Below are 20,035 nucleotides of genomic sequence, written 5' to 3'. Positions count from 1 at the left end.
GGTGGTATGGTGCGCTTTGAACAGGATTATCTGCAAGGCAAAGGGACATTTTACACGACGTTGAGTCGTAGTGTAAGGACTGCTGATGCCACAGAGCGCTATATGGCTTCCAACAACAACATGACAGAAAGCAGCCGATGGGTAGGCAACCCTTTTATTGACCCGGAAAAACACCATCAGATAGAGATAGGCACCAGGTGCAAAACAGAATCATGGGGATTTGATTCCAATGTCTATTACAACCGGATCAGTGATTTTATCATGAGGACTCGGGATCACGGTGCCAGTGCTGCAGGTAACAATGCCACCATTTACCGGAATGTAAGCGCCTACCTCATTGGCAGTGAAATGTCGTTAAACAGATATTGGACAGAACATTTATTCAGCGGGGCTTCTCTGGCTTACGTATATGGAGAAAACCTCAGGGAAGACCGCCCATTAGCGCAGATTCCTCCATTGGAAGTATCTGTGACCACTGACTATAAAAAGAGGAACTGGAGTGTAGGTGGCAAGGTTCTCATGGTGAATAGACAGAGCCGGGTGGATGATACCACGAGTATTGGCAGCGGTCTTGATGCGAGAAAAACACCGGGGTATGCTGTAGCAGATCTGTATGGTTCTTACACATTTGACATGGGAGCCAGGATAAAATTCGGTGTAGATAATCTATTCGACAAAACCTACGCTAAACATCTGAACCTGAGCAATGCCTTTGACGTCGACCAGGTCCAGGTAAAAGAACCTGGTCGAAGCGTCTGGATCACGATGGATATCACGTTTTGACTTACGCTGAATTTTTTTATAAACATGAGTTATATGCTCCTTATGTATAAAGATTGTAATTTGTCGGAGTAGATTTCACATTTTAAACAAGTTATATTTTCCGTTTCGCTCACCCGTCTTCCGGCAGAAAATGACACATTTGTTACTATGATGACATTCTGAGTGAAACGGAGATACTCTACCCTGCTAATGGCAGGCAAGGAATTAACTAAATACAGGAGGCGTAATGGAATTAACTAAATTGTTTGTTGATTATGGAATCATCGGGTTCCTGATCTTTATGAGTATTGTATCTCTTTCTATTGCAATCGAAAGATTCCTGGTATACAGGAATATTAGATCAGACGATTTCACTAAGAGAAAATCACTGGAACTCGCGCTTACGAGGAAAATCCACTTAATTGCCACTATCGGCAGCAACGCCCCTTACATCGGTTTACTGGGTACGGTATTGGGTATAATGTTTACCTTCTACAATATAGGAGAAGAAGGGTATATGGAAACAGGCAAGATTATGACTGGACTTGCTCTCGCTCTCAAGGCCACGGCAATCGGCCTGCTTGTTGCGATTCCTTCCGTAGCCCTACATAACTTTCTCCTGAGAAAGGCAAAGGTCATCTTGATGGAGTGGGAGATAAAAAATGATGGAAGATGAGGAATTCAATTCAATTAATATTATCCCGTTTGTAGACATAATGCTTGTGCTGCTGACCATAGTCCTTACTACGTCTACTTTTATAAAGGCCGAACTGTTGCCTATACAACTGCCGGGAGCATCAGAAAAACAGTCGGAGTCTATAGAATCGCTGATCGTAGAGATAGATAGAGAAGAAAGAATATACTTGAACTCCAAACCGGTAGATTTAAACGGCCTTAAAGAATCTATCAACTCATTTGACAAAGCAACACCAGTGACAATAAGAGCTGATAAAAATATTGTCTTACAGGTATTTGTGGACGTGCTTGATACCGTTAAAAATACCGGTTTTGAAAAAGTGACCCTGCAGACAGAAGTATTGAAATGAGGATGCGAAAAAAACAGCTTAACATTATTGTTTTATGTATAGAAAATTTAATGTTGATTTCACTTCGACTCCCCGTCGGATGTTGCGCGGGCGGGGAGTCGAAGGATTATCTTTTGTCGCAATAGAAACCTGATTTGTATACTTATTATCAGTCCAAAAAAAGGAAACAAATGAATTACCATAAACCAGGATTGGCTATCTCTATTTTCTTTCATATTATGCTTGTGGCCCTGGCCTTTTATATTAAGAAACCGGTCGCACAGCAGAACATGAAAGCGATCCTGGAGTTTAATGTAACAAATATCATAAAAACAGGTGAACAAGAGATCGATAAGAACAGCATGGAAACGGCAGAGGCTATAAAAAACCAGGCATCAATCCCTGCCATGGTTAAACAGGAAACCAAAAACAAGGTGGAAGAAGAACTGGTAGAACAGGAAAAGCAGGAAATAACTTATAGCGCTGAATACTTTAAAACCCAAAAGGAGATCAATACTAAACAACCGCAAATACAGAAAAAAAATACGGCCACTCAAGATTCCAAAGAGATTAAAGCGAATGTTGTGATAAAAGAAGAGTTGCCAGTGCCTGACAATGTCAAACAGGAGAGGGTAGTCAAGACGAAAAAAAGAGTACCTGCAAAGGCTGTTGAGGTAACAGAAAAAGTTAAGCACGCTGTTACAGAAACCACGCATGAATCAAAAAGTGTTGTAAATGCTGGACAATCAGGAGGGATTTCAAAATCAGATAGAATGCAGCATGAATTAAATCAGAGTTCTGAAAACCGATATATCAAGGAACATTTTGATTACATAAACAAAATAATTCGTATAAATATATCATATCCTTACAAAGCGCGAAAGATGTCTATGGAAGGTGATGTCATACTATCATTCATTGTCTGCCTGGACGGGAGTGTAAAAGGTATTAAGGTAAATAAAAGTTCAGGTTTCTCAACCCTGGATGATAATGCTGAACAAGCTGTCAGAAAGGCTTCTCCATTTCCTCCACCACCGGTTGAAGTAAGAATTGTAATTCCCATAACTTATAAATTAAACACATAGGAGGTGAAATTTAATTTCTCATTCTAGATTCTGAAATAAATCCAGAATGACAAAAAAGGTGTTTTTGGTTATTTTCGGACAGCCTGTTAAGCAAGAGTAAAATTGTAAGACTATTGTTATACTGGGGAAAATGTAAAAATATTTTGTTATTTTATTTAAAGTAATTATACGCCAAAGGTACTATCCATTTTTACCTGACTGGGTTTCTAGAATCGTAAGCTGTAACTCCTTAATCTTCCGCACAAGAACTCCAATCTGTTCCATGGTGCTATTGAATTCTAAAACGGCTCTCTTAGATTCAAAATATACACCCCCCTTTTTCATGTTGTACTCCCATGCACCCCACTCTTTTTCCAGAACCTGCAGAACGAAATGGGCTTTTTCCATAACCTCCGCATTCATTTTATATAGCTCGCCTCTTCTCTCTATATCTTCGGTTCGATAAAAACCTCGCATAATTGAATCGGTATCGGAAGGCGGCACTCCGCTCCTGTTAAGAGGCTCTTTGAGTTTTGTTCCCAACTCTTTGTTTAGCCGATTCACTCTATTAGCCGTCACTTCAGCCTGCTTCGCACTCTCCATAAACCTGCCAATATCTTGACGGTTTTTTATGGTGTTGAACTCTAAAGCGGTAAAAACCTTAACCATAGCATTTTCATATTCAGAATAAACCAATATCATCTCTTTAACGATTTCTGATTGTGAACCCAGATCTACCTCTGATTCACTTCCCAGACTATCCTTAAATCTCTCAATCTCTTCAACTTCTCTTCTCAAAAACGGAAGTATCGAATCGTTTCTGTAGCTGTAAGCGCTTGATCCTCTTTTAGCTTCCTGTTTCTGTTCCGAGCTAACACTTTTTATTCCTCGTAAGAATTTATTTTGATCGATGTATTTAGGCAAAAGCGTTGCTGCAAAGCTTATAACGGAAAGTACCAGAAATATCGAAACACTACGTTTCATTATTCAGATCGTTGAGAATTCTCATTACGGTTTTCCACCGTCAGGGCCAAGGCCGTTGATTGATTCGTATAATATTATTATCTCCGGCTCCATGGCAAGGATCCCGGCAATACATATTCGTTTGCTCTGACCGTAACTAACAGGTTGTTTCACAATTGAAATTTATAACCCAACCTATTTTAAAGCAAAAGAGAAACTATTTTTTGTTTTAGCGCTTGGTAATCACTTTTTTACAACCAATTATGGCTCTTTTAACTTCTCATTTACCAACCTCTTTATTGTCATTCCGTTCATACTGGTTATACATACACCAAAATGCTTACACTCCTGACAAGTCTTCCGATTTACTATTTTATCTTGATACCAATTCCAAGTCAACCGATGCATATTATATCAATTTGCAGAATAGCTACATAACCAAAAAATAATTGTGACACAGCCTGTTTGCATGTGGAGAAGTGATCAGGGCTTTTGAAAGATTCAGTTGATAAAGGGTTTAAACCAGATTGGAGTGAAGTTACGATAATAAAAGCAGGATCAGAAATTTATCTGAAACCTCATTATTGATACAACGGCATTATCCAGTGAAGAATCTGCCCCAGGATTAAAGATAGTCTGCACTCCCGGTTGTATGGCAAGCCAGGGTAAAACCTGTGCCCTGTAGGTCAACTCTACAGCAGTTTCGTGACGGTCCATCTTTTCAATATCTCTTAAATCTTCGCTTATGGATGCATGCGCAACTGCCAGACCAAGCATATCATCCTCTCTGGAAGGGATGATCCCTTTGTAATGAACACCACCCCCAACATAAAAATCCACCTGGTTACGGTCATCAGGTACTCCTCCGAGCTGGAAGAAGGCACCCAATCCGGTGTCTCCTTCTCCCGGGAGAAGCATCTGGTCAGCAATAAAATAGATCCCGTAATTGCCATCGTGCTCCAGAGGATTATCATTTTCATCAGTGTCACGAATATCATCAAATTCATCGGTATGGTACCACCCTCCAAACTTATACGTTCCGGGCATGGTCCGACTCACTTCCTGATCACCAAAATGATATCCTAATTCAAAAAAGTTTAGAAAACCCTCTTTGCTGTCAAGTGTCCAGTCAAACCCACTATTGTTCTTTCCCGGATCACCATCTGATATTTCTGCCATAAAATAGAAGTATTCAGTGGGTTCCCACTTCACTCTGAAACCAAAAGCGGCTACCGGAAAATTAGAGACCGGAATATTATTTGAAATCTCATTATTAAAACCGAAAGAAGAGTGTAAAAAAAGCATTCCGTACTCAGTAATATTAAATTCGCTATTCAAATCATGCTGCCCGATTAAAAGAGACAAGTCTGTACCGAACAGTTCAAAAGCATGTTTATACCAGAATTCATACAACTTTGTAACTTTATTGCTCTCAAAGTTATCAACTACCTGTAAATCACCTATGTAGTCTTCTGATGGTTTAGCGCCATGGTGGTCAAAAAAGTGTGCGTGGAATATTCCCCCTTTCCAGAAACCCGCCTTTTCCATATCAAGCTCTATTGCCAGATCTGTATTTGCAAGATAGCTTATAGTTGTATCAATGTCGGCACCCGCTTTCTTTAATCCACCTGAGTGGTTTGTCACAAAGTCAGCAGTATAGACCAGATCGAACGAGAGCCCCTTATCAACAAGAGTGTTTCTTCTCCTCAAGTCAAAAAGGTGTTCATGTTCAAAAAAACGTGGATCAAACGTGTATGGTGGATGTATTCTATAGAAAGCTTCATCTGCAGGCTCTCTTTCTTCAGCACAAACGTACTTGCCAATTCGCCCGTCTACTACAAGAAAAAATGTTGAATTTAAAAAGAACACAATTAAGAATATGTGTAATAAGCGGAACGCATACTTCATATAATCTACTCATCTCCTCCTATAAGAAAAGCTCCAGTAAAGGCACGTAAAGCAAGTTGTCAGGTATTCCTGCTTCCTATATCTTCAAGAAAATTGTTTCTGTAATATTACTACAGATGCATCTGTTTTCAGTATTTTCATAATCTTCCTGAAGAGCAGGTATTCAATGCCACTATTTTAACATTCGTGCCACTGTTGTCAAAAAAAATATTTACCCATTTTCATGCTTACCATAACAGAATTATATGTAACTGTCATTTAAAAGCCGCTTCATCGTGAATACTATCTGAATTTTTCTATTGATAATCTTCCAGTTTAAAACTAAAAGCTATCTTCTTTGCTGTGGTAAAGGGGACTCCTAATCGTCTGGCAGGGATATACTTCGCTTTCTTTAAAGCTTTAATGGCTGCTTTATCAAGTGATGCACAGCCTGCTGATTTTAATATATTTATTTCCCCACGCTTCCCTTTACTGAGAATTGTTACTTCCAATACCGTAGCCCCTTCATGTCCCTGCCGCTTACAACTGGAAGGATAGGAGGGTTTAAATACATTCTTTACCATCGCACCCTGTGTTACACCCTTTGCCTTAACATCAGCCATGATCTCTTTTGAATTGGGGGTAGATACCTTCTTTTGATGTATCTGTTTATCAACGGCCATACGATCAGGTTTAAAGTATTCGGCGCTATATGATATTTGCTTTGCCTGTTGCGTAACCTTTTGTGTAACTTGTTCTTCAGCTTTTACCTGATTTTTTACCGGTTGTTCCTGTTTCTTTACAGGTTTTACAGTATCAATTGTTTTTTTTGTACCTTTTGAACGTCTTCAGTAACAACAGTAACCGGTTTAGCAGCTATTTTCTGTTCCTCTATCTTTTTTATAGGTTTAGGCTTCTCAACTGTTTTTTCTTCCACCTTCTGGACCTCTTCTTTTACTTCATTAACTGGATTTGCGGAGGCAGTTGATGCTATAGATGGTACAAGGTTCATCTTAAGGCTGGACTCACCCTTTCGGAATATCACCTCAGGTTCAGAAGTGATATTTGGCGACAGCATAATGAACGCTGCATGTAGTGATAAAGCAATTGATCCGGCTATTATTAAATTTTTTTTAAACATATTTTGTCATGTTGCGATCATGAAAAAGACTACCCTTCGACTCCCCGTTCGATCGGGCACGGGGAGTCGAAGGGCTGGCTGCATTGATTTTTATATACATTAAATTACGCGGTGTATAGATTCTAAAATCCAGGAATTCCTGAATTATTTAATGGTTTTTGTTCAAAGGGTTCTGTTTCAAAATAGACCTCCTTGATCTCATCTCTTCTCAAGGTATCAAGTACATTTATCACAACGCCGAGGTCCGCTTCTTTATCACCATTAATAAAGATCTTAATCCCCTTCTTAATATTTGTATTAACCTCCTCAGAAAGATTTTCAATAAGTATCTCTTCTTTGTTAAGAAGTATCCTGTTATTTTTATCTACGGTAATTGAAGCGTAGTCTTCCTTGTCAATCTCAGCCGTTGTCGCCTGTGGAAGATCCACTTTAAACCCGCGATGAACCACCATGGAAAGCATTGCGTAGATAAAGAAGACCAGAAGGAGAAAGACGATGTCAATAAGTGGTAACATCTCTATCCGGGGCCCCTTTCGTCTCAGATTAAGATTGATCTTCATCTCTGCCCTCCTGATGATATATTTCGAAACTTGTTGTACACTTTTCTATATTTCGCGCTGCCCTTTCCAGTTTGACGACAAAATAGTTGTACGGAATTATAGTGGCAAGGGCTATCGACAGACCTGTCGCGGTTGTAATCAACGCCTGAGCTATCCCCCCTGTAACAGCTTTCGGGTCCTCTACCCCGGCCTTTCCAAGGAAATCAAAGGAGACTATTATACCGGTAACAGTGCCGAGAATCCCCAGTAGAGGCGCCATGGTTATTATTGTATCCATTATTGCCATGCCCCTTTTCATCCTGTCTATCTCATCTTCTGCCGCCATCTCCAACATATTTATCCTTGAAGATTTATGATGTGTGAGTGCATAGCACACAATTTTTATCATATAGTCTTTTGATTTATTACCCAGAGCAATGGCTTTATCGTAAAAACCCTTTTCAATCTCTACAAATACCTCATCCAGTAATTTACGGTCCATCCTCCTGCTTTCAGTCGACCAGAAGATAACTCGCTCTATGGTAATTGTTAGAGAGATAAGTGAACAAACCAGCAGCGGGTACATTACCGGGCCACCTTTTAGAATGAGATTAAGCATTGATTCCTCCCCCTTTCTTACGTTTTTTTATTCCCATTTTTCACTAAACCCCAGAGCAAATGATTTACAAATAAAATTGGTGAACTCATGATTGCATATCCCCATGCGTTCACGAGAAAGAGACTCCCGATAATAGCCTATTCTCTCAAACTTTCCCGAAATTGAAGAACTAATCTGCGCCCCATAGGATGAAAAAATCTCCGGTAAGCAGTTTTCCGGCAGGATTCCCCACTCTATTTTATCGCGCAAGTGGACAAGAGCGGCAGTTGCCGCTACAGTAACGGAATCACGGTCAATAGCTACAAAATTATTTTCATATAGTTCAAACTTCTCTTTATCTAGAAAGCTACAGATCTTTTCCGTCATTGATTTTTTATCCATACCAAATCGTTCTAAATGAATTATTGCTGAACGTTGACTCTGAGAGGTAAGTGAATCTTGTAATGACAGGGTTTTCTTAACCGACTTTATTACCGTTAAAGCTATGAGTTCTCCCAACTTAGTGTGTTTACCCGCACCGGTCAATGGAATTTCTCCGGTCAGCATGGACGCAATGCCAACCTGATCGGTTCCTGTTCCGGTAGCCATCCCGGATGAATAACAGGAATGAACCGCAAGCTCTTGAAGAGTGGCGGCCTTTGCCTCGGAAGCGGTAACAACCGACCTCACCATGGCACCATCCGTCAGTTCTTTGTTTATAATAATTATTGTATTTATTGTACCGTGAGGTTCATCGACCTCATTTTTCTCACTGATAAACTTCCCATCCTTCTCATAAATATTCGCGGGGTCACCGGCCCTGCCGGCATTTTTTTTCACACCTCCCGTACTTATCGCCACTACCTTAAGGCCTTGATATTCCTGTGATTCCACAGCGGCATAATTCATGTTTGCTGCAGTGCCGAGGAGCGCTCTTTTTTCAGGAGAGAGTCCATATTTTTTAAAGACTGACGTTAAATAATTAGCAGGGCTTTCAGCTATAATCTCCAAACCTTTTCTATCATGTCCCAAAGGCTCACATAATTGATGATTAGCAATCCCCTCCAGATCATCACGCAACCCTCCATATACACTGCAAGTAGAAATAACCCTGTGTTGAACAAGAAAGTTAATATATATAAATTTCTCTTTGCGGTGTATTTCTATCCCGTCATATTTTCCTATTAACATAGCCGTATTTCCTCTTTTGCATTGGTAGGAATTTCTATGATTATTGCAATAACATAACAACCAGACCCAATAGCATTATTTGATGACATCATCCCTTACTGCCTTGGCCAGACAGTAGGTTGGCCTGTTTCAGGATGTGGATAAACAGACAAAGCTGTGCCGTAAACATCACTGAGCAGTTCAGGCTGAAGGATATCATCAGGAACGCCAATTTTTACAATACTTCCTTCACGCATCAACATAATACGGTCACTATACATCGATGCATAATTTAAATTATGCGAGATCATGAAAACTGATAGATTCTTGTCATGCGCGAGTGATTGCGCGAGCCGGTAAATATCCAATTGGTAATGAATGTCCAGATGAACAGTCGGTTCGTCCATTAACAGAATAGGTGTTTTCTGCACCAGAGCGCGGGCAATCAGGACCCGCTGCCTTTCACCACTGGAAAGCTGGTTGAAAATTTCATTTTTGTATTTTGCTAATCCGGTCCGTTCAATAGCCTCCCATATAATTTCACGGTCGTTATCGTTAAATGACTCAAGTGGACTATGATAAGGATAACGGCCCATGGACACAATATCATAAACTGTGAAGTCAAATGCAATATTTGATTCAGCCGGAATGATCGTCATGATTCTGGCAAGAGCCTGACGTTTAAAAGAGTTTAACTGCACGTCACCCAGTAAAATCTCACCGACCTGTGGTTTGAGTATCCCGCCAATCAAATATAATAGAGTTGTTTTACCGGCCCCGTTAGGGCCAACAACATTGAACAACTCTCCCGCCCTGAAGTCAAAAGAGAGATCTTGAATAAAAGGCATCTCTGTATACGAATAAGAGAGTTTTTCAACCGTGACATTCTGATATTGTTCGCTCATCGCATTCCCTTACGCTTATTTTTCCATAATAAAAACAGAAAGAATGGTCCACCGATAAGAGCGGTAATAACGCCAACAGGGATTTCAGTTGGTGCAAGCACGACACGGGCCAGGGTATCGGCAACAACCATAAAAATGCTGCCGACAATAACACAAGCCGGCAATAAACGCCTGTGGTCAGGACCAATTAACAATCGTAATAAATGTGGAACAATAATCCCGACAAATCCGATTAGCCCGGTTAGAGCAACTATACTTCCAGTTAAAAGAGAGCAGGAGAAAAAAAGGACCTTTTTTAATCGTTCCACATCTATACCAACAATCTGGGCATCCCGCTCTCCCAGAGAAAGAGCGTTCAGATGCCGTGCCTGCGGCAGAATCACTCCGATAGCCAGAAGTACATAGAGAGATATCCATAATAAATTTCCGTATTCCGGAGTTGGTATATTTCCCATTAACCAGGTAAAAACCTGCATCAACTCTAAAGGTTCCAACAGGGTTTGCAGAAACAGAATCAATGCGGAAAGCATCGCCTGTAATGAAATACCGGCCAGCAACATCGTCTGTGTCGGTAAATAGTTGCCGATTCTGGAGAAATTATATACAAATAATATGGTTAAAAACGCACCGCATACACCAAATATCGGAACAATTTGAAAACCGATAATCATTAAATGCAAACCAAAGCCCATGGCCACAACCGCGCCCAGCGCCGAACCTCCGGAAATCCCGAGAATATAGGGATCGGCAAGCGGGTTTCGCAGTAATGCCTGAAACACAGCCCCTGTTAAAGAGAGAGTAGCGCCTGTAAGCGCGGCCAGAAGCAGCCTTGGCAATCGTACCTGCAATAAAATAATATTAGTTTGATCAGAAGCCGCCGCCCCAAAGACGGTATTTTTCAGCTGCTCCCAGGTAATAATCACAGTACCGTATTTCCAACATAGTAAGAAAATGAGGATCCAGCAAAACGGAACTGCGAACAACAAAATTTTACGGTTTTTCATTTTTCATAATCCGCTGAATCGCCATTGCCTTTTCAGGATGAAATTGTTGGGCTAATAAAGCCAGCGCCTTGATAACTCTGGGACCGGGACGATTGATAATGTCATGATCAACTTGCACGAATCTCTGATCTCGTACAGCAGGAATGTTTTTCCAACGCTGCCAGAAAGGCAGCTGACCTTCCATGCTAAGCGCATTTCCCATACCGGTTGAGAATACCAGTATGTCTGGAGATCGGGCAATTACACTTTCAATGGTTAATTTAGGATATGCCTGATCAATGTCCCCGGTAATGTTCATGCCTCCCGCATCACGAATTAAATCATTAATAAAACTTTTAGCCCCAACTGATATTATGGGATCAAGGGCGATTGAATAAAAAGCGGCAGGCTTTGGCGTCTCCCAGTCAAGGGACCGGATTTGCGCATAACGACTCTCTAAATATCCAGCCACTTCTGTTGCTTTTTTTTGACGCTCTAAAACTTTGCCGAGCCAGTTAATATTTTTTATAATGTCAGAGAACTTCTCACTTCGTAAAACAGCAACTTTCAGCTTCAGCTTCCGTAATTTATTCACATCACTCCTCGGCGCTCCGTCATAGGACATTACAACCAGGTCAGGATTTAATGAGATGATCTGTTCAATATTTGGTTTAACGTAACTGCCTACTTTAGGAAGACCTTTGACAGAAGATGGATAATAAGAATATAGTGAAACTCCCACTAACAGAGAATCCGCATTAATGACCCCTAGTATTTCCGTCACGCTCGGTGATACAGAAATAATTCGCCTGGGAGGATTATTAAAATGCAGTGAAAAACCAGTATCGTCAACAAGGGCTTTTGTTTTTCCAACCTTCACAGATTCAGCCTGGGACGTTTGACTGAATAGTGTCAAGATAATCGAGAGAACAATAAACAGTATAATTCGCGGTTTTTTATTCATAATTTAAATAGTAATGTATTAATGTTAATGTAGTTCAAATGAATGACGTGATCTGTCAGACAAGAATGACACTAATTAGTATAAATATATAAGTCAACTACCCGGAGGCAACAACTCTATATTAGCAGTTATCGCAGCAAAAAAATGCTCCTCTCGAAGAGAGTACCCCTACTCAATTCTCTTATTTACCCAAACCGGGCTTGTAAATACAGTAAATGGAGTTCCGTATTCATTGTTTCCTTTTAACCTGATTTTGACAAAATAGAATGAATTAGACAAAAAATTGTTATCTTCAACGGTAAAACTGACTTCTTTAAAATCAGAACTAAATGGTGACAAATCACCTTTATTGATGGTAATCCATTTGTTGTTATTTTTATAAATATAAACCTCATGAATTTCCCTTTCTGACTGAATGTTTAATATCAGGCATGGATTCCGGGTCGTTTCGAATTCGTCTCCAACGATATGACCGGAAATACTAAAGAAAACATCAATATTTTCCGGACAAATTTCTGCATAATTGCGCCTCACTTTAAGTGCATCTAAAATACTTTTCCGTGTCAACTCTTTCGCAAATACGACAGAGCATCTCTCTTGACCAGGGATGATAGTTGGCCAGTGTGTATCAGAGGTGGCAACAAAGCCCAATTTATATCCCATTGACAATGCTTTCTGTATTTCAAATTCCCAGGATATCTGGACAGACTCTTCTTTTATGTCATCACTTTCCACTTTGTCAAAATCGTATTGATAAAGTGGACCGTTGGGATATACCTCAGCATTGGAAAAAGTTGAAGAAAATGCATGTCCGTAATCCCAATAATCTCTTTCATAATGCTTCACAATGATTTGTTGATCTTTAAGGTCCATTACGGTGAAAGATCTTGGATGAGGAGTATGGCCAATACCGCCAGCTCCACTCACTGCATTTGCAAGTATTTCAGGAGTAGGAAAGTTACTGAAACGAAAAATATCATCAGGTGGATTGGTAAAGTAGAGTATCTTGTGTTCATAATCTTTACTGCCCGGTTTAAAGTGTTGGTCTGGTGAAGTCCATTCATATCCAGGAATTACAACAAATTCTCCGTCACAATTTTGTTTTTGACACACAGCAACAATCTGTTGCCATTCATCTTTTGTCAGAACATCTTCCTTATGTTCATCGTGATCTGTAATTGCAATAAAATCCAGTCGGCCTTTTGCAGATTGAATAACCGAGTTTATCTCTTGTCTGGAGTCCGCATCTGCAGAGTAATTCGTATGAACATGCAGATCTCCCCGGTAAAGATGATATTCCGAGTATGGTTCAAGAGCCATTTTTCTCATTGTATTAAAATCCTCACTATCAGCTGTAACAATACCGATAAACACCAAGAGAGTAATCATACACATAGTTAAATATTTTAGAATTTGCATAGCTAGTATTGTTGTTACTTATCTACCTTATGAGAACAGACATCCTGAGTATAAATCCGACTTGCACTGTTATTTTTATTGAGAACACTCGCATACGCCAACTTCTCAGCACGTTTTGCCTGCAACACTATCAAAAAACCTTTATCTGTACATACCTGTGAAAATCAGCGTCCTACCTCTCCCATACATTACATACTAAGCTTTACCCCAAAAAAGATTCTTGTTCCCGGTGACCTGAAACCCAAGGTTTCATCGTACTGAATGTTTAACAGGTTTTCAGCCCTTGTGTAAAGCTGCAGGTGCTTTGAGTAATCATATGAAAATGTTGCATCCAGTTTGTGTATCCCTGTATTAGTCCTTATAGTTGATCTGTTTGGAGGTGTTATTCCGCCTCCATTGTCGCCAGTGGCACTGGCGCCTTCTCTTGAATTTCCAACAATTGTATCATCAATGTTTATGTTACACTTATCCAGAAAGCTGTAATTGATATTAACAGAGCCTTGCTTGCGCGGCTGCCTTATCAACTCTTTCTTTGAACCATCTCTTGTATTCGTCTTTGTAAATGTACCTCTTATTGTCAGCCCTTCAATTGGCTTGATTACGGCCTCCGCTTCTATGCCCTCTGTCCATACAAAACCAGAATTTTGTTGTGGTCGCCATATGAAACTTCCAGGGCTGATAGGAGCCCATAGAATAAGATTAGAGAATCGGTTGTTAAAATAGGTTACACCAAAAGAGATCTTGTCTTCTAATAAGTATTGTTCAAAGCCAAAATCATAACTCTCACTTTCTTCCGGCTGCAGTGTTGGATCGCCGGTAACCGGCCAGAATAAATCATTTAACGTAGGGCCTCTAAATCCCTTACCATAATTTGCCTTAAATTTTGTATCTGTCTCCTTCAGATGATAAGCAATTGACAGTTTAGGATTAACATCCTTTCCAAAAGTATTATTATCATCTAATCTTAAGCCTGCATTAAAGAAGAGCCTGTCCCATAGTTTCAGTTGATTCTGAAAGTACCATCCTCTGTTGATTAACGTCTCATCAAAGGTCCTGTTATCGGCAGATTGATTTTCAAATTCAAAGCCTACTACAAAGGTATCAATATCTTTGTAGTTCAAAGTATGCTGCCAGTTGCCGGTATATATATGTGTATCGAGCCGAAATCTCGATGTTCCAAAAGGATCTGATGTACCCGGATTGGCTCTGTCAGTATCTATTGAGTCAGAATCCGCAAATGAGAATGTCATCTTGTGGCTCCACCAATCGGTCAATGATTGATTGAAAACAGCATTCATGTTAAAATCCTCATTTTGTGAAAACCTGTTAGGGTCCTGTCTGAATGCGCCATCATCAAAATTTACCGTGGAATCGTTGTACCTCATGGTAGTTTCAAAATCTATTTTTTCATTAATCTTATATCCAATCCTTGAGGATAAATTTGTTTTGTCATAATCATCGTTTGATCCGCGCCCGTCACTATCAATCCTTGCCAGATCAACAGAATAATGAAATTTCCCTAAACTGCCACTTGTACTGATTGACTCATTATACGTCCTCTCTGGTGTTCCAAACTCCGAACGAATACTGTACTTAGGCTTACCTTTACCTTTTTTGTAACTATATTTACCAAACCTCCCATAGCATCAGAGCCGTACAGTGTACTTTGAGGTCCCCTTACTACCTCTATCCTCTCTACATTGTCAGTTGTAAGATTTGCAAAGTCGAAAGACCCCAGGGTTGGACTGTTTACCTGTACGCCATCAATCATAACCAGGACCTGGTTTGTATTGGATCCTCTAATTGTTACACTTGTCAGTCTGCCAATACCGCCTGACTTGCGTAAATTCAGACCGGGTACACTACGAAGTGCCTCGAAAATAGTTGTTGCCTTCTGTTGATTAATCTGCTCTTTTGAAATGACGGTAACTGAATCGGGCAGTTGACTAACCCGTGTCTCTGTCCTTGTTGCGGTTACGATAATCTCTTCAATATCTTCTTCAAGTCCGGATATTCCGGACTCATCTCTATTTTCAGACCCATTTACTTCTTTTTCTTCAAGATTGACATTATCCTGAGAATAACTGATGACAGGGAATAATAATATCGATGCAAACAATAGAATAAATAAATAGCACCTCATGCAAACCTCCTTTTCCCCTCGGAAAAAAGTGTTAGAACAAAACGTGTAAGACAGGTCTCCTGGCTTTCGGGTCATCCTGGTATCTGCACCTTCCCGGAAAACCGTTTAAACGGTTTAAGCAGTTTAAACTGCTTTTGTTCCAGTGGTATTTTGCAGATTTCGTCACCGATTACAGTTGCGGGGCAGCTCCCGTTAACCGAGTTCCAACTCGGCGGGGATTCCCTTATATCTCACACACCAATAAAAAAACCCGAATCTTCGATGGGAAGATTCGGGTTTAATATTAATTAATTGATAAAAACGTATCTTGCCTCCACCTTCTTTACCTTCGAAGAGTTAATGTGAAGCATCTACGGGCAGGTCTTCTGACTATCGGGTCACCCTAACGACTGCGCCTTCCCGGAAAACGTTTAAACAGTTTTAAACCGTTTAAATAGTATGTTTCCAGTGGCATTTTGCAGTCTTAGTAACCGATTACAGCGGCGGGTCCGTGCCCTTTAAGGGACTTCCCTATTATGTCGCTACCGGCGAATTGCCGTTTGCGAACACCCGTAAACGAATTTCATATTTTCAAAGTACAGCAAACAGTACAAGTTTTACACTGAATATAATGATATGGAAAGCATTGTCAAGAACAAACTATTCAAACACGTACCGTAACTGCTTTATCTTATTGCATTACAAGTGTTTAGCTGATATCTTATTATCAGAAAGCAGTTCCGCACTTTATTAAACTTTACTGTATAAAAAAGCTTGACAATTAATGAGGATTATTTATATTAAAATCTATCTTGTTCTCTTATATTTGCTTAAGGAACCATTATAGGTTTTGTTAGTTAGTAAAAGAAACTAACATTATTATTATTTTTAATAAAGGAGGAAATCATGAAGGCTATAGTAGATGCAGATGAGTGTACTGGTTGTGAACTTTGTGTACAGACATGTCCGGATGTTTTTGAGATGGAAGATGATATCGCAGTCGTTAAGGGTGATTCCGTTCCTGGTGCTTCAGAGGAAGATTGTAGACAGGCAGCAGAAGAGTGTCCTGTTGAATGCATATCCATTGAAGATTAATTTCTTTCAGTGCCTGCGAAATGAATAAGACATAAAATTTAATAAGGAGAATAGCATGGGTAGAGATCATAAAAAGACTATCCGGCATTCTCCTTATTTTATTTTTCCACCTTTTTTAACTCATCCTGGTTTTCTTTAGACAATTCTGCTTTATAAAACTCATCATCTTCCGGCAATGCCAGGTACGAATTGGAAGTGTAGTCAATTCCGATCTTAACACCTCCTGTCTGACACTCAAGCAAATGCCCACCCCCTTTTTTATCTTCAGTGATGAAGTGAAAATGGTAACCGGGAACATTGATTCCTTTCATATAACCCGGAAACCAGGAACCCACTATTGTGCCGTTGACATCATGAAACTCAAATATCGGCTGGTCCTTTACAATTTCAACAAGCGGTGGATACGGTTTGTCCTGCCAGGGCACACTCCTTGTCTTGATATACTTAAACGTCCCTTCAATCTTGAACGCGTAGAAGATATTTCTTGTCGGAAGCACATTATCCAGATATTGTTCTAACTGTTTATAGTTTACGCTCTTTTCTAAAACAATTGTTTTATCCGATTCAAAGAAAGTTACCACGGCAAATGGAGTTTTAATTGAATCGTCAACCGCATAAGCTATTCCGTCCGCCTTTACTTGATAAAACAGACCATCCAGCCCTATCATTTCACCATCAAGGTTGTTATATGTTCCCAGGCCAAGATCACCATATCCCTTAAGCTCTTTAACTGTTATATTTCCGTCATAGACTTCATCGAGCAAAGCGTTTATTGTTGAAGTCTGATAAAACACTTCATCGTTATTTTGTGCATATGAACATCCGCACATTAGCGCTGCCAGGATTACAGGTAACAAAAAATATTTCATATTCACAGGAATTAGTAATGAGCCGGAAAAGACCTCACTTTCGAGAGGATTCCAACACTCGGCTCCTCTCGAAAGTGAGGTCGGTCAAATTTATATAGCTAATGATAGCTAAATGTATCTTTTTCTATCCAACGGGAGAACAGTAAGCAAGTTTTCCTTTGCGCTCTTAGCGGCTTTGCGGTAAATCGTTTCTATTATTCTATATCAACTTTTCAGCAATCTGGACTGCATTAAGGGCCGCGCCTTTCAGAAGATTATCGCTTACGACCCACATATTTAATCCGTTTTCAACAGATTGGTCTTCCCGTATTCTTCCAACAAAGGTCTCATCTTTACCAGCAGCATCAGTTGCCAGTGGATATAACTGCTTTGACGGCTCGTCAAGGACCACGACGCCTTCCGCTTTGCTTAATAGCCCCCTGGCCTGATCAGCACTCAAAGGCCCCTCTGTTTCAATGTTGACCGACTCGCTGTGTCCCCTGTATACAGGCACCCTGACAGTGGTGGTGGTTATGCGGAAAGAGCTATCCTCCAGGATTTTTTTCGTCTCGTTAATCATCTTCATCTCTTCGTCTGTATAGCCGTTTTCCTTAAAAGCATCACTCTGTGGTAATTGAGGAAGAACATTAAACGCTATCTGATGAGGAAATATGCTGCGATTAAACTCTTCACTCTTCCCGGAAAGGACATGTTCGGTCTCCTTCTTTAGTTCTATCAATGCATTATAACCTGCTCCGGATACAGCCTGATAGGTTGAAACCACCACCCTCTTGATCTTTACCGCATCATGTATCGGTTTTAAGACCAGAACGAGCTGTATCGTTGAACAGTTTGGGTTTGCAATTACGCCTTTATGTTCCGAAATCCTGTTTGCATTTACTTCCGGCACAACCAGTGGGACATCTTCATCCATTCTGAATGCGCTGGTATTGTCTACGACAACACAATTTTTTTCAATAGCATGAGGAACGAACTCTCTGCTTATACCACCACCCGCACTGAAGAGACCGATATTCATCCCATCAAAAGAATCTGCAGTTAACTCCTGTACCTGTACCTCTCTTCCACGGAAGACTACACTCTTCCCTGCAGAACGGCTTGAAGCAAGCGGCCTTAATTCATCAACAGGAAAGTCTCTTCTTTCAAGCACCCTGAGCATTTCTGTTCCCACTGCGCCAGTAACCCCTACTACTGCAACATTAACTCCCATATCTGTTATACTCCTTATATTAGTAATTACTTTGTAAAATTCTTTTTTTAAGAAGGTTTTTTGTGTGTCATAAAAAGTTGAAAGTACCTAAATAACAGTTTAAGCTGCTTGAGCCGTTTAAACAGTTTAAACGGTTATTTAGCCCTGATTAAAATGTCATCACTGATATTCAGTTTGTTCTTTACATCGTGAATCTGAGATAAAAACCTCCTGGCATCTTCCGGATACCCGGCAGTTGGTTTTATCTCCTCTACTTTTTCCTGCCAGAATGCATTGAATAATTTCATAAACAGCTCACGCATGTATTTGCTGAACATGGAAGCCAGCGCTGTTGGAAAATACTTTGAGTCTGCGCTTACAATAAAAGATACATCCATCTTATTACTCTCATTCCTGATGCTGTAAGTCGAAAGAGGGTTTCCTTCTGTAATTGAATCTATATTACATCCCTCAAAATTCTGTGCCAGCAATTTCTCATAGTAGTTTCTCCCACCGTGCTTGTCTATTAATACCTCTGGCTTATGCTTCCCATAACATTCAAAGATTTCTATAAGATGCGATACACAGCTCTTGAATAGTAACAAAGACTTGTTACCAAGAAGCTCAATTTGCCTGTTTATCTCAGAAACACACAAAAACCGGCTTTTTATGTCAAGTATGCGTATGTCCCGAAAGCTTGCCGTATCCTGGAAAATGTCTGCGTAATTCATGATTGCTGATACGTTTGAAGCGGCCGGCAGATCAATGTCTTTCCCATGATACCATGGATATTTTTCCAGAACATTTTCACCACAATCTGATAATAGTCTCAGCAAATCACTGAATTTTGTTACAGGACCATTTGTATGCCAGACAAAAGACAAAACCGCCTCTTCCAGCATTTTTAATCCGGTTTTCTGCTGGTACAACTTTTTACTATCACCAACTATTATACGATTTCCATGCTTTTGTATCTTTTCAGAAACAGCGTCCTTCAGGAGATGCCATATATTTATATCGTGGCCATATTCATCCGGTATTTCCATCACGACCTTAGATAGAACAAACGGGCCTAATGTGGGACCATAACCGGCTTCATCAATACCTGCAATTATTGACATTTTTAAGAAAATTGTGGAAAATGTAACAAAATCCGGGACACTTCAGAATTATAACGAGTGGGTTAAAAGTGTCAAGAAACCATTTTATTCCATAGATTTTCATAAACTCATTGAGAATAAAAAGCTTTATCAAGAACGAATTTATGACGTCAGATACAAAACAATAAATGATTGTAGATTCAATTCTCCTTGACAAAGAAGGGGTCTAAAATATAATTA

General features: G+C 40.0%; 22 protein-coding genes and 2 riboswitches. Of the genes, 5 read left to right on the top strand and 17 right to left on the bottom strand.

Annotated features, from left to right (window positions below):
- The 4 genes from SCALIN_RS18860 to tolA all read left to right on the top strand — a co-directional run.
- The coding region (locus SCALIN_RS18860) for a TonB-dependent receptor domain-containing protein (protein WP_133112048.1) at positions 1 to 783 on the top strand (783 nt) is incomplete at its 5' end.
- A gap of 226 nt (positions 784 to 1,009) precedes the next feature.
- Complete coding sequence (gene exbB, locus SCALIN_RS18855; RefSeq protein WP_096895994.1) at positions 1,010 to 1,438, top strand: TonB-system energizer ExbB; 429 nt, start codon at positions 1,010 to 1,012, stop codon at positions 1,436 to 1,438.
- Positions 1,425 to 1,808, top strand: coding sequence for an ExbD/TolR family protein (locus SCALIN_RS18850; RefSeq protein ID WP_203415570.1), 384 nt, complete (start codon positions 1,425 to 1,427; stop codon positions 1,806 to 1,808). The genes exbB and SCALIN_RS18850 overlap by 14 nt, the downstream gene beginning before the upstream one ends.
- Positions 1,809 to 1,978: 170 nt before the next feature.
- On the top strand, positions 1,979 to 2,872 hold the full coding sequence (tolA, locus tag SCALIN_RS18845; RefSeq protein ID WP_096895992.1) for a cell envelope integrity protein TolA: 894 nt from the start codon (positions 1,979 to 1,981) through the stop codon (positions 2,870 to 2,872).
- A 180-nt stretch (positions 2,873 to 3,052) separates the two neighbouring features.
- Here tolA and SCALIN_RS18840 read toward each other — a convergent pair whose 3' ends face one another.
- The 14 genes from SCALIN_RS18840 to SCALIN_RS18780 form a co-directional block, all read right to left on the bottom strand.
- Entirely contained in the window at positions 3,053 to 3,835 is a 783-nt protein-coding gene (locus tag SCALIN_RS18840; RefSeq protein WP_096895991.1) for a hypothetical protein, read from the bottom strand.
- Positions 3,836 to 3,859: 24 nt separating this feature from the next.
- A complete protein-coding gene (locus SCALIN_RS23535) occupies positions 3,860 to 3,988 on the bottom strand; it encodes a hypothetical protein (protein WP_261341049.1) in 129 nt (42 codons plus the stop codon).
- A 384-nt stretch (positions 3,989 to 4,372) separates the two neighbouring features.
- Positions 4,373 to 5,722, bottom strand: coding sequence for a carbohydrate porin (locus SCALIN_RS18835; protein ID WP_096895990.1), 1,350 nt, complete (start codon positions 5,720 to 5,722; stop codon positions 4,373 to 4,375).
- Between the two features lie 296 nt (positions 5,723 to 6,018).
- The gene (locus SCALIN_RS18830) at positions 6,019 to 6,384 is read right to left on the bottom strand and encodes a TonB family protein (protein ID WP_096895989.1); all 366 of its coding nucleotides are present in this window, start codon (positions 6,382 to 6,384) and stop codon (positions 6,019 to 6,021) included.
- Positions 6,385 to 6,509: 125 nt separating this feature from the next.
- Complete coding sequence (locus tag SCALIN_RS18825) at positions 6,510 to 6,842, bottom strand: hypothetical protein (protein WP_096895988.1); 333 nt, start codon at positions 6,840 to 6,842, stop codon at positions 6,510 to 6,512.
- A gap of 122 nt (positions 6,843 to 6,964) precedes the next feature.
- Entirely contained in the window at positions 6,965 to 7,402 is a 438-nt protein-coding gene (locus tag SCALIN_RS18820) for an ExbD/TolR family protein (RefSeq protein ID WP_096895987.1), read from the bottom strand.
- Positions 7,386 to 8,000, bottom strand: a complete 615-nt coding sequence (locus SCALIN_RS18815) for a MotA/TolQ/ExbB proton channel family protein (RefSeq protein WP_096895986.1) — start codon at positions 7,998 to 8,000, stop codon at positions 7,386 to 7,388. The genes SCALIN_RS18820 and SCALIN_RS18815 overlap by 17 nt, the downstream gene beginning before the upstream one ends.
- Positions 8,001 to 8,027: 27 nt before the next feature.
- Positions 8,028 to 9,170, bottom strand: coding sequence for an adenosylcobinamide amidohydrolase (locus SCALIN_RS18810; protein ID WP_096895985.1), 1,143 nt, complete (start codon positions 9,168 to 9,170; stop codon positions 8,028 to 8,030).
- Positions 9,171 to 9,265: 95 nt separating this feature from the next.
- Positions 9,266 to 10,054: an ABC transporter ATP-binding protein gene (locus tag SCALIN_RS18805; protein WP_096895984.1), complete on the bottom strand. Its 789-nt coding sequence runs from the start codon at positions 10,052 to 10,054 to the stop codon at positions 9,266 to 9,268.
- Entirely contained in the window at positions 10,051 to 11,058 is a 1,008-nt protein-coding gene (locus SCALIN_RS18800) for a FecCD family ABC transporter permease (RefSeq protein ID WP_096895983.1), read from the bottom strand. The genes SCALIN_RS18805 and SCALIN_RS18800 overlap by 4 nt, the downstream gene beginning before the upstream one ends.
- Positions 11,045 to 11,917, bottom strand: a complete 873-nt coding sequence (locus tag SCALIN_RS18795; protein WP_162532409.1) for an ABC transporter substrate-binding protein — start codon at positions 11,915 to 11,917, stop codon at positions 11,045 to 11,047. The genes SCALIN_RS18800 and SCALIN_RS18795 overlap by 14 nt, the downstream gene beginning before the upstream one ends.
- A 252-nt stretch (positions 11,918 to 12,169) precedes the next feature.
- A complete protein-coding gene (locus SCALIN_RS18790; RefSeq protein ID WP_096895981.1) occupies positions 12,170 to 13,390 on the bottom strand; it encodes a CehA/McbA family metallohydrolase domain-containing protein in 1,221 nt (406 codons plus the stop codon).
- A gap of 218 nt (positions 13,391 to 13,608) precedes the next feature.
- Positions 13,609 to 14,907, bottom strand: coding sequence for a TonB-dependent receptor plug domain-containing protein (locus tag SCALIN_RS18785; protein WP_261341050.1), 1,299 nt, complete (start codon positions 14,905 to 14,907; stop codon positions 13,609 to 13,611).
- Positions 14,908 to 14,939: 32 nt separating this feature from the next.
- A complete protein-coding gene (locus tag SCALIN_RS18780; RefSeq protein WP_096895979.1) occupies positions 14,940 to 15,563 on the bottom strand; it encodes a TonB-dependent receptor in 624 nt (207 codons plus the stop codon).
- A 32-nt stretch (positions 15,564 to 15,595) separates the two neighbouring features.
- A riboswitch (cobalamin riboswitch) is annotated at positions 15,596 to 15,811 on the bottom strand.
- A 90-nt stretch (positions 15,812 to 15,901) separates the two neighbouring features.
- Positions 15,902 to 16,131: riboswitch (cobalamin riboswitch) on the bottom strand.
- Positions 16,132 to 16,448: 317 nt separating this feature from the next.
- On the opposite strand from SCALIN_RS18780, the gene SCALIN_RS18775 reads away from it, so the two are divergent.
- Entirely contained in the window at positions 16,449 to 16,637 is a 189-nt protein-coding gene (locus SCALIN_RS18775) for a ferredoxin (protein WP_096895978.1), read from the top strand.
- Positions 16,638 to 16,735: 98 nt separating this feature from the next.
- On the opposite strand, the gene budA is transcribed toward SCALIN_RS18775, so the two are convergent.
- The 3 genes from budA to SCALIN_RS18760 form a co-directional block, all read right to left on the bottom strand.
- A complete protein-coding gene (gene budA / locus SCALIN_RS18770; protein WP_230406657.1) occupies positions 16,736 to 17,494 on the bottom strand; it encodes an acetolactate decarboxylase in 759 nt (252 codons plus the stop codon).
- Between the two features lie 211 nt (positions 17,495 to 17,705).
- On the bottom strand, positions 17,706 to 18,716 hold the full coding sequence (locus SCALIN_RS18765; RefSeq protein ID WP_096895976.1) for an aspartate-semialdehyde dehydrogenase: 1,011 nt from the start codon (positions 18,714 to 18,716) through the stop codon (positions 17,706 to 17,708).
- A gap of 134 nt (positions 18,717 to 18,850) precedes the next feature.
- The gene (locus SCALIN_RS18760; protein WP_096895975.1) at positions 18,851 to 19,816 is read right to left on the bottom strand and encodes a ribonuclease H family protein; all 966 of its coding nucleotides are present in this window, start codon (positions 19,814 to 19,816) and stop codon (positions 18,851 to 18,853) included.
- Positions 19,817 to 20,035: the final 219 nt, after the last annotated feature.

Source organism: Candidatus Scalindua japonica (genome assembly GCF_002443295.1).
Taxonomy (GTDB): Bacteria; Planctomycetota; Brocadiia; order Brocadiales; family Scalinduaceae; genus Scalindua; species Scalindua japonica.
This window is presented reverse-complemented; position numbering and strand designations above follow the sequence as displayed.